This is a genomic window from Brevibacterium sp. Z349TD_9 (assembly GCF_056173565.1).
This window is the reverse complement of the sequence record NZ_CM149680.1, coordinates 2,938,949-2,951,891: the sequence shown is the minus strand read 5'-3', so window position 1 is coordinate 2,951,891 and position 12,943 is coordinate 2,938,949. Positions and strand designations below refer to the sequence as shown.

The following is a 12,943-nucleotide window of genomic DNA, read 5'->3' as shown; positions in this document are numbered from 1 at the left end:
GGCGGCGACACTGCCGCCCGCATCCACCTCTGCGAAGGAGAACCCCCAATGACCACGACCATCGACCTCGCCGTCTTCGACATGGCAGGCACCACGCTCGACGAGCACGGAGACGTCTACCGGGCGCTGCGCCAAAGCGTCGAGGAGACCGGCACCGAGGTGACCGAGGAGAACCTCCAGACCTGGATGGGCACCGACAAGGTCGAGGCGATCCGCAATCTCCTCCGCCTCGGCGGGCATGCCGCGGACGAGGGCACGGTCGCTCAGTGCTTCGACCGCTTCCGCGCGCTGCTGCACGAGTTCTACGCCGCCACCCCGCCCGAACCGCTGCCCGGCGTCACCGAGGCGCTCGCCGAACTCCGCCGGAACGGGGTCAAGGTGGCGCTGACGACCGGGTTCTCGACCGACGTCGCCGGCCCCCTCCTCGAGGGCCTCGGGTGGGCGACGGGGGAGGACGGGAACCTCGACGCCGTCGTCTGCTCCGACGAGGTGGCCGCCGGCCGTCCCTACCCGTACATGATCCAGCGGGCGATGGAGCGGACCGGGACGAAGGACGTCCGCACCGTGCTCGTCGCCGGTGACACCGCCGTCGACGTCGAAGCCGGCGCCGCCTCGGGGGCCGGGATCGTCCTCGGCGTCGAGACCGGAGCGCTCACCGCCGCGGACTTCTCCGCCTTCGACGGCGCGCAGTCGCTGCCCTCGGTGGCCGAGATCCCGGCCTTCCTCGGCCTCCGCGCCTGAGCTCCGCTCCTCAGCTGTCGGAGAACTGCGTCGCGTAGAGCTCGGCGTAGCGGCCGCCGCGGGCGATGAGCTCGGCATGCGAGCCGGACTCGACGATGCGCCCGGCCTCGACGACGAGGATCGTGTCGGCCTGCCGGATCGTCGAGAGCCGGTGCGCGATGACGAGCGCGGTGCGCCCCGACATCGCGTGCGCGAGCGCCTGCTGCACGGCCGCCTCGTTCGTCGAGTCGAGCGCCGAGGTGGCCTCGTCGAGGACGACGATCTCCGGGGCCGCGAGGAGCATCCGGGCGATCGTCAGCCGCTGGCGCTCACCGCCGGAGAGCCGGTAGCCGCGCTCGCCGACGACGGTGTCGAGCCCGTCGGGCAGGGCCGCGATGACGTCGTGGAGCTGCGCCCGGTCGAGGGCGTCGTCGAGTTCGGTCTCCGTCGCATCGGGCTTCGCGAGCAGGAGGTTCGACCGGATCGACTCGTGGAAGACGTGCCCGTCCTGGGTGACGACGCCGACCGTCTTGCGCAGCGTCTCCGCGGAGAGTTCGCGGACATCGACACCGCCGATCGTGATGCTGCCCTCGGTGACATCGTAGAGGCGCGGCAGCAGTGAGGCGATCGTCGACTTGCCGGCCCCCGAGGAGCCGACGAGGGCGACCGTGTGACCGGCGGGGATCGTGAAGCGGAGATCGTGGAGGACCTCCTGACCGCCGCGGGCGTCGAGCACCGAGACGTCCTCGAGGCTCGCGAGACTGACCTGTTCGGCACTCGGGTAGGCGAAGCTGACATGGTCGAATGCGACGTCGAGGCCGCCCTCAGGCAGCTCCTTGGGGTCCTTCGGCGCCTTGATGAACGGAACGAGGTCGAGGATCTCGAAGACCCGCTGGAAGCTGACGACGGCGCTCATGATGTCGAGGCGGGCGTTCGCGAGCATCGTCAGCGGCGTGTACAGGCGGGTGAGGAGGAGGGCGAGGGTGACGACCTGACCGGCATTGAGATGACCGAGGACCGCCTGGGCGCCGCCGATGCCGTAGACGAGTGCCAGCGCGAGGGCTGAGACGAGGGTGAGGGAGGCGACGAACGTCGACTGGAGCATCGCGACCTTGACCCCGATGTCGCGGACCTGACCGGCGCGGTCGGCGAACTCGCGGTTCTCCGCGGCGGGGTTGCCGAAGAGCTTGATGAGCGTGGCGCCGCCGGCGGAGAAGCGCTCGGTCATCCGCGTCGACATGTCGGCGCTGTTCTCCGCTGCCTGGAACTGGAGGGCGGCGAGCTTCCCGCTGAGCATCCTCGTGGGGATGATGAAGAGCGGCAGGAGGAGGATCGACAGGGCCGTGACCTGCCAGGAGATCGTCACCATGACGGCGACGGTGAGGATGAGCGAGACGAGGTTGGACACGATGCCCGAGAGCGTGTTCGAGAACGCCCGCTGCGCGCCGATGACGTCGGTGTTGAGCCGCGAGACGAGCGCACCGGTGCGGGTGCGGCTGAAGAAGGCGATCGGCATCGACTGGACGTGGTCGAACACGGCGGTGCGCAGATCGAAGATGAGGCCTTCGCCGATCTGCGCGGACAGGTACCGGTTCGTGATCGAGAGCGCGGCGTCGGCGATCGCGAGGGCGCCGATGGCCACGGCGAGACACACGACAGTGGCGACGGGACCGCCGCCGGTGATCGCGTTGACGACGTCACCGGCGAGGACGGGGTTGAGTACACCGATCACGGCGGAGCCGACGGAGAGGGTGAGGAAGACGGCGAGCTTCCTCTTGTGCCGCTTCGCGAATCCGGCGATCCGCGGGTAGGTGCCCTTCTGGATCGTCGTCTGCGGGGTGCGCTGACTCTTCACCGAGGTGTACATCACCCTGTGTGCCGACTGCAGACTCATCGTCGCCTCTCTCCTGCTTCTCGCCCGAGTGGGAGTGCACACACCCGGACGAAGGCGCATCGCCTCCTTGGGGATGACAAACTGTGCACTCAGTGCAACTGTGCGTGGGCCGATTCTATTTCCGCCCGCCCGGACCGAACTCCGGGAGTGCGCGGCGCCCGACCGACGACAGCGAATCCGCGACGCCCGCCGACCAGCCGCGGATCAGAGCTTGCGCAGCTGGACCTTGCGGATCGTGTGGTCGGCGGATTTGTGGAGGACGAGGTCGGCGCGACCGCGGCTGGGCAGGACGTTCTCCCGCAGGTTGGGGAAGTTGATCGAGTCCCAGATCTCCGTGGCGAGCGTCACCGCCTCGTCGTCGCTGAGCTTCGAGTAGCGGTGGAAGTACGAGTCGGGGTCCTGGAAGGCGCCGTGCTTGAGTTTGAGGAAGCGCGAGACGTACCACTCGCGGATGTCGCGGGAGCGGGCGTCGACGTAGACGGAGAAGTCGAAGTAGTCACTCGTCGACAGCCCCACGGTCCCGTCACTGCGGGGTCGGGCCGGCTGGAGGACGTTGAGCCCTTCGACGATGAGGACGTCGGGGGAGCGGACGACCACCTCGGCGCCGGGGACGATGTCGTACGTGTGGTGGGAGTACACGGGTGCCCGGACCTCCGGGGCCCCGGACTTCACGGCAGAGAGGAAGCGGAGCAGGCGGCGGCGGTCATAGGACTCGGGAAAGCCCTTGCGGCCGTTCAGGTGCCGGCGTTCGAGTTCGGCGTTGGGGTAGAGGAACCCATCGGTGGTGATGAGCTCGACGCGAGGGGTGTCGGGCCAGCGGGCGAGGAGTTCGCGCAGGACACGGGCCGTCGTCGACTTGCCCACCGCGACGGAGCCGGCGACGCCGATGACGAAGGGCGTGCGCTTGGCGTCCTGCGGTTCGAGGCCGAGCTCGTGAAGGGGGGAGAAGAACTCCCGCGTCATCTGGTGCTTGCCCTGCCGGGCGGAGACGTAGAGGTTGAGCAGGCGGGACAGCGGCAGGTAGACCTGCGCCACCTCGTCGAGATCGATGCGATCGCCGAGGCCGCGCAGCCGCTCGATGTCGCGCTGGGTCAGCGGCAGCGGAGTCGACTGCGCAAGCGTGCCCCACACCTCGCGGTCGAACTCCCAGAACGGGGAGCTCGGCTGGTCGTCGAGCTTCCTCGCGGTGTTGAGTCCGGCAAGGCGGCGCGCACGGTCAAGCTGCGGATCGACATGAGGCATGGGGACAATTGTGTCATGCGTCATGGGCGCCTCCCGCACCGCCGTGGCACCCCGGCGATGCGGCCGGCGTCACCCCGGCGATGCGGCCGCCGTCACAGGCCGGCAGTGCCCCCGGTCACCTCGGCGGACGGCCTGGGTACCCGGTGGGAGGCGGGGTTGACTCGGCCCAGTAAAATTCCTCTCATGTGTGGAATCGTAGGATATGTCTCCAGTGCGCCGGTCACCGATGTCGACCATACTGCGCTCGACGTTGTGCTCGCCGGCCTCAAGCGGCTCGAATACCGCGGGTACGACTCCGCTGGAGTCGCTCTCGTCACCCCTGACGGCGAACTCGCCACCGCCAAGAAGGCGGGCAAGCTCTCCAATCTCACCGATGACCTCGAGGCGAATGCGCTTCCGCTCGCGCAGACGGGCATCGGTCACACCCGGTGGGCGACCCACGGCGGTCCCACCGATGTCAACGCCCACCCCCACGTCGCCGACGGCGGACGCCTCGCGCTCATCCACAACGGCATCATCGAGAACTTCGCGCAGCTCAAGGCACCGCTGGTCGCCGACGGCTTCGAGTTCACCTCGGAGACCGACACCGAGGTGGCGGCCGCGCAGCTGGCGAAGAACTACCGCGAATGCGGCGACCTCACCGATGCGATGCGCGTGACCGCCCAGCAGCTCGAAGGCGCGTTCACCCTGCTCGCCGTCCACGCGGACCTGCCCGGCACCGTCGTCGCCGCGCGCCGCAACTCGCCGCTGGTCATCGGCCTCGGCGAGGGGGAGAACTTCCTCGGCTCCGACGTCGCCGCGTTCATCGACTACACGCGCACCGCCGTCGAGATCGGCCAGGACGAAGTCGTCACCATCACCCCGGACTCGGTCGTCATCACCGACCTCGCCGGCAAGGTCGTCCCCGGTGAGCAGTTCGAAGTCGACTGGGACACCGCCTCGGCTGAGAAGGGCGGCTTCTCCTCGTTCATGGACAAGGAGATCCACGATCAGCCGCAGGCCGTCGGCGACACCCTGCTCGGCCGCTTCGACACCGAGGGCAAGCTCTCGCTCGACGAGATGAACATCGACGAGTCGGTGCTCAAGACCATCGACAAGATCGTCGTCATCGCGTGCGGCACCGCCGCCTACGCCGGTCAGGTCGCGAAGTATGCGATCGAACACTGGTGCCGCATCCCCGTCGAGGTCGAACTCGCCCACGAGTTCCGGTACCGGGACCCCGTCGTCAACGAGAAGACCCTCATCGTCGCGATCTCCCAGTCGGGGGAGACGATGGACACGATCATGGCCGTGCGCCACGCCCGCCAGCAGGGCGCGAAGGTCATCGCGATCTGCAACACCTTCGGCTCGACGATCCCGCGCGAATCCGATGCCGTGCTCTACACGCACGCGGGACCGGAGATCGCCGTGGCCTCGACGAAGGCGTTCCTCTCCCAGGTCGTCGCCTGCTACCTGCTCGGCCTCTATCTCGCGCAGCTGCGCGGGAACAAGTTCCGCGACGAGATCGCGCTCATCCTCAAGGACCTCCAGACGATCCCGGAGAAGATCCAGCGGATCCTCGACGAGGGCAAGGACCAGGTGCTCGAGCTCGCCCGTCGCAACGAGGACGTCGGCTCGGTGCTCTTCCTCGGCCGTCACGTCGGCTACCCGGTCGCGATGGAGGGTGCACTCAAGCTCAAGGAGCTCGCCTACATCCACGCCGAGGGCTTCGCCGCGGGCGAGCTCAAGCACGGTCCGATCGCGCTCATCGACGACGGCCAGCTCGTCATCATCGTCGTGCCCTCGAAGCGCGGACGCGATTCGCTCCACGCCAAGGTGATCTCGAACATCCAGGAGGTCCGGGCGCGCGGTGCGAACACCGTCGTCATCGCCGAGGAGGGAGACGAGGACGTGCGCGAGTTCGCCTCCGAGGTCATCTACGTCCCCGAGACCTCGACGCTGCTCGCGCCGCTGCTCACCACGGTCCCGCTGCAGATCTTCGCGATGGAGCTCGCGACGGCCAAGGGCCTCGACGTCGACCAGCCCCGCAACCTCGCGAAGTCCGTCACCGTCGAGTGAACCCTCCGGTCCGCGGTTCCGGCACCCCGCCGGGACCGCGGACCGCAACGCATCCGCGGCACAGCAGCCTGAAGAGGAGGCCCCATGGCCATTCTCGGCATCGGCACCGACATCGCCGACGTCCCGCGCTTCGCCGAGCACATCGAGCGCGTGCCCGAACTCCTCGACCGGCTGCTCACCCCCGCTGAACAGCTCAAACGCAACGGCAAGCGCCGCACGGACGCGTCCCTGGCCGCCCGGTTCTCCGCGAAGGAGGCCCTGAAGAAGGCGATCGGGTTCCCCGGGTGGCTGCCCTGGCAGTCCGCCGAGGTGGTCCCCGCCCGCTCGGGCGCCCCGTCGTTCCGTCTCCGCGGGCTCGTCCTCGAGCACTTCCGCGCGATCGGCGGCACCAACCTCCACCTCTCCATCACCCATGATGCGAATGTGACGATGACCTTCGTCATCGCCGAGGGCGACGGGCCCTCGCTCAGCCCCGACGTCGAATGGGAGTCCCGCCACTTCGGCTGACCGCCTGCATGCGGGCATAGACTCTCCCCATGGCTTCCCTCCCCACTCCCGCCGAGGCGGCCGCTCTCGCCCCCGACCTCGTCACCCTGCGTCGCGCCCTCCATGCCGCCCCGGAGGTCGGCCTCGACCTGCCCGAGAGCCAGGCCCTCGTCCGCGAGGCGATCGCCGACCTCGACGTCGAGATCACCGACGGTTCCGCGCTCTCCTCGCTCACCGTCGTCCTCCGCGGCGGCAGGCGGACCGAGGATTCGACGGGCGTCGTGCCCGCCGTGCTCCTGCGCGGGGACATGGACGCCCTGCCTGTGCCCGAGGCGACGGGCTTCGACTTCGCCGCAGTGAACGGGAACATGCACGCGTGCGGCCACGACCTCCACACCGCGGGCCTCGTCGGGGCGCTGCGTCTCCTCCACGACCGACGCGCAGAGCTGCCCGGCGACGTCGTGTTCATGTTCCAGCCCGGTGAGGAGGGCTTCGACGGGGCCGGCCGGATGCTCGACGAGGGCGTCCTCGACGCCGCGGGTCCCCGGGTCAAGGCCGCCTATGGGATCCATGTCTCCGCGGATCAGGACCTCGGCCTCGGGTCGAGCAGACGCGGATCGTACATGGCGGCGTTTGCGAAGATGACGATCACCGTCCACGGGAAGGGGACCCACGCGTCCCGGCCGGCGACCGGCCGCGACCCGATCTCCGTGGGGGCGATGCTCGTCGGTCAGCTCCAGGAGTACGTCACCCGCCGCTTCGACATCTTCGATCCCCTCGTCGTCACCGTCGGCCAGTTCAACGGCGGCACCGCCCCCAACGTCATCCCCGACTTCGCGACCCTCGTCGTCAGCGTCCGCTCGTTCTCCGAGACCGTCACCACCCGCGCCGAGGCGGAGCTTCCCCACCTCGTCAGCGGGCTCGTCGCCGCCCACGGACTCGAGGCCGAGGTCGCCTACGAGCGGATCCTGCCGCCGACGATCAACGACGACGCCGAGGCGGACTTCTTCCTCGAGACCTTCGCCGATCTCTTCGGCGCCGACCGGACCTGGTCGCGGCCCGATCCTCTGCCCGGCTCCGAGGACTTCTCCCGGGTGCTCGCCGAGGTGCCCGGCGCCTACGGCCACTTCGGGGCGGCGCTGCCCACCCTGCCCGTCGAGGAGCGGGAGGCCAACCATTCGCCTCGGGCCAGGCACAGCGACGAGGGCCTCGCCGATCAGGCGCTCTTCCTCGCCCACCTCGCCGCCCGGCGACTCGACCGGCTCGCCCGGGAGTGAGCCCCGACCATCAGCACTGACCACGCAGCACTGACCAGGCAGCACTGACCAGGCAGGAAGGAGCATCCGATGCCGACCTACGCGTACCCCAGCCGGACCGTGCGCGACGCCGAGGTGCCTCTGCTCGAGGCGGGCGCACCCCTCATGGCCCGTGCCGCCGCGGCGCTGGCCCGCTTCTGCAGTGAGGTCCTCCGTGCTCGGCGCGGACTCGTCACGGGGTCCCGGGTCTGCGTGCTCGCCGGCCCCGGCAACAACGCCGGTGACGCCCTCTTCGCCGCTGCGGCGCTGGCCCGCCTGGGGGCCCGTGTCGGCGTCATCGTCCTCTTCGGCACCACCCACGGCGACGGGCTCGCCGCGGCGGTGCGCGCCGGCGCCGACGTCATCGACCTCGACAGCGGGCAGGACGCGGCCCAACGGACCGCCGCGCTCACCGAACTCACCCGCTCAGACCTCGTGCTCGACGGCATCCTCGGCACAGGCGGTCGACGTGGGCTGCCCCCGCACGTCGCCCGCCTCATCCGCGACTGGCGGGAGTCCGAGTACGGGGGCACCGTCATCGCCGTCGACATGCCCTCGGACCTCGATCCCGCCTCGGCGGGCCCCGAGTCCCGGATCCACGCTGATGCGACGCTCACCTTCGGTGGGCTCAAGGCCGAGCTCATCGACCCCCGCTCAGCCAGGTTCACCGGGCCGGTCCACGTCGTCGACATCGGTCTCGGGCTCTCCGCCGAGGCCGCCGTCGCCGAACTCCTCGACTCCGCCGACCTCGACACCGAGTTCCCGCGCCCCGGCCCGGAGTCCCACAAGTACTCCCGCGGGGTGATCGGGGTCGTCGCCGGCTCGCGCGAGTACCCGGGTGCCGGCGTCCTCACCACCGGCGCCGCCGTGGGCACAGCCCCGGGCATGGTCCGCTTCCTCGGCGCCCACGATGTCGGAGAGCGGGTGCTCGACCGCCACGCCGAGGTGGTCCTCGGTCCCGGCCGCCTCGATGCCCTCGTCGTCGGCTCCGGCGACCCCGAGACCGGGGCGATCGAGGCCGGGCTCGCAGCGATCGGCGGCACCGCGGTCCCCGTCGTCCTCGACGCGGGAGCGATCGAGATGGTCGGCCATGCCGAGGCGGCCCCGGTGCCGGGAGCGGCGGGGCGGCTCCACGGGCGACCCGTCGTCCTCACCCCGCACGCCGGTGAGCTCTCCCGCCTCCTCAGCCGCCTCCTCGGCGAGATCATCACCGCAGGCCGGGTCGCGGCCGACCCGCTGCTCTGGGCCAGGCGCGCAGCCGCGGACACCGGGCACATCGTCCTCCTCAAGGGGTCTCAGACGGTCATCGCGTGCCCCGACGGCTTCGCGGTCCTGCCCGCTCCGGGCCCGGCGAGCCTCGCGACCGCCGGTTCCGGCGACGTGCTCACCGGGATCATCGGCACCCTGCTCGCCGCCGCGCAGGCGAAACGGCGGACCGGAGGCGAGGACGGCCCGATGCCCGATCGCGTGGTCGCGCACACCGCGGGGCTCGGCGTGCTCCTCCACAACGCCGCCGGGTCCCTGTCGATCAACGCCGAACAGCTCGTCACCGCCGTCGGGCAGGTGACGTCCGCCCTCGTCCACTCGGGCCGGGCCGCGGACGGTATCCTTGTCCAGTGACCTCACGCGACATGTCCCTCGTCAGGGCTGAGATCGACGCGTCCGCGCTGCGGGCCAACGCCGCCGCCCTCACCGAGGCGGTCAGCCCCGCCCGACTCAAGTGCGTCGTCAAGGCCGACGCCTACGGGCACGGCGTCGACCTCGTCGCCCCGACCCTCCACGCCGCAGGTCTCCGCGAGTTCTGCGTCGCCACCGTGCCCGAGGCCCTCGCCCTGCGCGACCTCCTCGGCGCCGACGCCGAGATCATGGCCTGGCTCTACGGTCCCGGCAGCGACCTCGAGGCGGCCCTGCGTGCGGACATCGCCCTCGGCGTCTCGACCCCCGGTGCCCTCGATCGGGTCGCCGCGGCCGCGCGAGCCACGGGCATCCGGGCGCGCGTCCACTTCAAGATCGACAGCGGGCTCGGGCGCAACGGGCTCGCACCCGAGGACATTCCCGCCGTCCTCACCACGCTTCGGGCATGCGCCGAGGAGGACGCGCCCCCGTTCGTCGTCTCCGGGATCATGAGCCACTTCGCCGTCGCCGACGAACCCGAGCGCCCCGAGACCGCGCAGCAGCAGGAGGTCTTCGACTCAGCCCGTCGGGAGCTCACCGCGCTCCTCGAGTCAGCCGGCGGCCGCCTCGGTGAGGCCTCCGACCTCGACGTCCACATCGCGAACTCCCCGGCCGCACTCACGCTCAGGCCCGTGCCGGGCACCTCGGCCAGGGTCGGACTCGCCCTCTACGGCCTCTCCCCGCTCGCCGACGCCGAACCGGGCGACCTCGGTCTCACCCCCGTCATGCGGCTCGTCTCCGAGGTCGTCAACCTCAAGCACATCCCCGCCGGGCACGGCGCCTCGTACGGACTGACGTACACCGCCGAGGCGGACACCCGGTTCGCGCTCGTACCCGGCGGATACGGCGACGGGGTGCCCCGGTCGGCGTCGAACCGCGCCGAGGTGAGCATCCGCGGACAGCGGTTTCCCATCGTCGGACGCATCGCGATGGACCAGTTCATCGTCGACGTCGGCGACGCGGAGGTCGCCATCGGCGACGAGGTCGTCCTCTTCGGTCCCGGCGGCCCGTCCGCCGCCGAATGGGGGGACTGGGCGGAGACGATCAACTACGAGATCGTCACCCGCTTGAGCGCCCGCGTCGACCGGGTCCTCATCGACGCCGACCCTGCCGACCCCGGCGACAGGGCGCCCGCCGACCCGACGAGCACGGAGGCCCGATGAGGATCCGGATCCGCAGCCTCGATGAGATGCGCACCCTCGCCGAGGTGGTCGCCGCCCACCTGAGCGCCGGTGACCTTCTCATCCTCACCGGCAACCTCGGTGCGGGGAAGACGACGTTCACACAGGCACTGGGCCGGGGGCTCGGGGTGCGCGGCCGCATCACCTCACCGACCTTCGTCATCGCCCGCGAACACCCCTCACGCCACGGCGGTCCGACTCTCGTCCACGTCGACGCCTACCGTCTCGGCGCCGCCGAGGAGCTTTCCGACCTCGACCTCGACTCCGAACTCGAGGACTCGATCACCGTCGTCGAATGGGGCGAGGGACTCGCCGAACAGCTGAGCCAGGACTACCTGTCGGTGACGATCACCCACGGCGGAGGAGACGACGTCTCCGACCTCGACGACGAGGACCCCGCCGACGACGAGTATCTCGTCGACGAGGAGCGCGTCGTCGAGATCACCGGACACGGACAGGACTGGGAGGGCCGCCTCGGCGCGCTCACGGCGGCGGTGAGGACGGGCCTCGGACCCGATGCGGAGGTCGACGGATGATCATTCTCGGAATCGACACCTCGCAGGCGGCCTCGGTCGCCCTCGTCGACACGACCACCGGAGCGGTCCTCGCCGCCGAACAGGCGGCTGACCAGCGCCACCACGTCGAGTTCATCGGTCCCGCACTCGCCCGCGTCCTCGAGCGGCCGGAGGTCCCCGAGCTCGTCGTCACCGGCACCGGCCCGGGACCGTTCACGGGACTGCGGGTGGGCATCGCGGCGGGCATCGCCGTCGGCCTGGCCCGCGACATCCCCGTGCGCGGGATCCTCTCCCAGACGGCCATCGCCGAGGAGGTCCGCCGCTCCCGTGCCGCCCGCGGGGACGCTCGTCCCGGTGCTGACACCGGGCTCGTCCTCATCGCCGGCGACGCCCGCCGCAAGGAGGTCTACGCGAGTGTGTGGGACGCAGCGGCGGAGACGATGCTCTCAGGCCCGCTCGTCGCGAAGCCCGCGGAGCTCGCGACCGAACTCGCCGCCCACGACATCGACCCCGAGGCCGTGGGGCAGCGGTTCGGGCGCGGGTTCGCCCTCTACCCTGAGGCGATCGGCGAGTCCACGGACAGCGACATCGTCGACCCGAAGGCCGAGCACCTCGCGTTCGCCGCGGCCCGGGTGCTCGGTTCGGGCGGCGAACTCGGCGACCCGGTCCCCGAGTACCTGCGCGAACCCGACGCCGCCGCGACCCCCGTCCGACAGACCCTGCTCAAGTAGGGGCACTGCGATGACCGTGAGCGTGCGCGAACTGCCGTGGTGGGAGCTGAGCGAGGTCGCCGCGGCCGATGCGCGCATCTTCGGGGCCACCGCATGGACCCTCCCGTACTACTGGGCCGTCGCCGCCCAGCCGGGCACGGCGATGTTCGTCGCCCGGGACGAGGGTACGGGTGACCTCGCCGGATGGGTCGTCATGTCCGCCGTCGGCTCGGAGGCCGATGTCATGACGATCGCGACCACCGAGGCGGCCCGCGGCCGGGGAGTGGGGCGCACACTGCTGCTCGCGGGCATCGACTGGGCGGACGAGGCAGGAGCGGGCCTCATCCACCTCGAGGTCGCCGACGGCAATGCGCCTGCGCTCGGCCTCTACCGGTCCCTCGGCTTCGAGGAGTGGGGGAGACGGCCGGACTACTATCCCGGCGCCGATGCCGTCCTCATGCGCCGCAAAGTGCGCTGACCAGGCTCAGCCCGGGTGAGGCACCTCAGGCGACGGACTGCTCGCGGGCGGCCGTGAGTTCGGCGAGCAGCGTCCCGTTGAGCGCGAAGGCATCGAGCGTCTCGGCGGTCACCGCCTGTTCGTCACCGCCGGTGGCGGCGACCTCGTCGAGTCGGGCCCGGTAGGCGTCCTTGTACGGCTTCGTCTTCCCGAGGTCCGAGAAGTCCCACATCGTCAGGGCGTCATCGCCGATCCCGTAGTGCCTGCCCATGAGCGTGCCGATCGCCTGCCCGCCGGAGAGATCGCCCAGGTAGCGCGTGTAATGGTGGGCGATCATCGCCTCCGGGGTCTCGATCGCCGCGAGCCGGCTCGCATAGTCGAGGGCCGCCTCGGTGACGGCGATGTCGCCCGACCCCAGCGCCGTGAGATCGGAGACGATGCGTTCGTGCCTCTCCAGCCGGGGATCGTGGAAGGGCGCGAAGACGGGATCGTCGGCGAACATGCGGGCCCGATCCTCGAGGGCTGCGTAGATGACCTCGTACTGCGTGAGCAGGGTCGCATACGCCTCGGCGTCGAGCCTGCCCTCCATGAGATCGACCATGAAGTCGGTGTGCTCGACATCGTCGTGGATGACGGCGGTGGCCTCCCGCAGCTGCGCGGAGAACTGCGTCTCGGACATGGCGGCTCCTCACTGTGGCCCGGTGCACCGAT

At 70.6% G+C, this 12,943-nt stretch carries 12 protein-coding genes; 9 read left to right on the top strand and 3 right to left on the bottom strand.

Going from position 1 to position 12,943, the window contains the following annotated elements; genetic code table 11:
• Window positions 1–48 precede the first annotated feature (48 nt).
• Window positions 49–741: a phosphonatase-like hydrolase gene (locus AC0VYB_RS13780; protein WP_095376433.1), complete on the top strand. Its 693-nt coding sequence runs from the start codon at window positions 49–51 to the stop codon at window positions 739–741.
• Window positions 742–751: 10 nt separating this feature from the next.
• On the opposite strand, the gene AC0VYB_RS13775 is transcribed toward AC0VYB_RS13780, so the two are convergent.
• Together AC0VYB_RS13775 and coaA are read right to left on the bottom strand one after the other, a co-directional pair.
• Window positions 752–2,614 (bottom strand): ABC transporter ATP-binding protein, encoded by a 1,863-nt coding sequence (locus AC0VYB_RS13775; protein ID WP_475384749.1) that lies wholly within the window; start codon window positions 2,612–2,614, stop codon window positions 752–754.
• A gap of 204 nt (window positions 2,615–2,818) precedes the next feature.
• Window positions 2,819–3,856: a type I pantothenate kinase gene (gene coaA / locus AC0VYB_RS13770; protein WP_009376109.1), complete on the bottom strand. Its 1,038-nt coding sequence runs from the start codon at window positions 3,854–3,856 to the stop codon at window positions 2,819–2,821.
• Window positions 3,857–4,039: 183 nt separating this feature from the next.
• Between coaA and glmS the strand changes: the two genes are divergently transcribed.
• The 8 genes from glmS (at window position 4,040) to AC0VYB_RS13730 (ending at window position 12,253) form a co-directional block, all read left to right on the top strand.
• Window positions 4,040–5,914: a glutamine--fructose-6-phosphate transaminase (isomerizing) gene (gene glmS / locus AC0VYB_RS13765; protein WP_095376435.1), complete on the top strand. Its 1,875-nt coding sequence runs from the start codon at window positions 4,040–4,042 to the stop codon at window positions 5,912–5,914.
• A gap of 84 nt (window positions 5,915–5,998) precedes the next feature.
• Entirely contained in the window at window positions 5,999–6,421 is a 423-nt protein-coding gene (locus AC0VYB_RS13760) for a holo-ACP synthase (protein WP_009376107.1), read from the top strand.
• A 29-nt stretch (window positions 6,422–6,450) separates the two neighbouring features.
• Complete coding sequence (locus AC0VYB_RS13755; RefSeq protein ID WP_095376436.1) at window positions 6,451–7,677, top strand: M20 metallopeptidase family protein; 1,227 nt, start codon at window positions 6,451–6,453, stop codon at window positions 7,675–7,677.
• A gap of 69 nt (window positions 7,678–7,746) precedes the next feature.
• Window positions 7,747–9,315: a bifunctional ADP-dependent NAD(P)H-hydrate dehydratase/NAD(P)H-hydrate epimerase gene (locus AC0VYB_RS13750; protein ID WP_095376437.1), complete on the top strand. Its 1,569-nt coding sequence runs from the start codon at window positions 7,747–7,749 to the stop codon at window positions 9,313–9,315.
• Entirely contained in the window at window positions 9,312–10,532 is a 1,221-nt protein-coding gene (gene alr / locus AC0VYB_RS13745) for an alanine racemase (protein ID WP_095376438.1), read from the top strand. Before AC0VYB_RS13750 ends, alr begins: the two co-directional genes overlap by 4 nt.
• Complete coding sequence (tsaE, locus tag AC0VYB_RS13740) at window positions 10,529–11,086, top strand: tRNA (adenosine(37)-N6)-threonylcarbamoyltransferase complex ATPase subunit type 1 TsaE (protein ID WP_095376439.1); 558 nt, start codon at window positions 10,529–10,531, stop codon at window positions 11,084–11,086. Before alr ends, tsaE begins: the two co-directional genes overlap by 4 nt.
• On the top strand, window positions 11,083–11,796 hold the full coding sequence (gene tsaB / locus AC0VYB_RS13735) for a tRNA (adenosine(37)-N6)-threonylcarbamoyltransferase complex dimerization subunit type 1 TsaB (protein ID WP_095376440.1): 714 nt from the start codon (window positions 11,083–11,085) through the stop codon (window positions 11,794–11,796). The genes tsaE and tsaB overlap by 4 nt, the downstream gene beginning before the upstream one ends.
• Window positions 11,797–11,806: 10 nt before the next feature.
• Window positions 11,807–12,253, top strand: a complete 447-nt coding sequence (locus AC0VYB_RS13730; RefSeq protein WP_095376441.1) for a GNAT family N-acetyltransferase — start codon at window positions 11,807–11,809, stop codon at window positions 12,251–12,253.
• A gap of 25 nt (window positions 12,254–12,278) precedes the next feature.
• On the opposite strand, the gene AC0VYB_RS13725 is transcribed toward AC0VYB_RS13730, so the two are convergent.
• Window positions 12,279–12,911, bottom strand: coding sequence for a biliverdin-producing heme oxygenase (locus tag AC0VYB_RS13725; RefSeq protein ID WP_063249334.1), 633 nt, complete (start codon window positions 12,909–12,911; stop codon window positions 12,279–12,281).
• Window positions 12,912–12,943 lie beyond the last annotated feature (32 nt).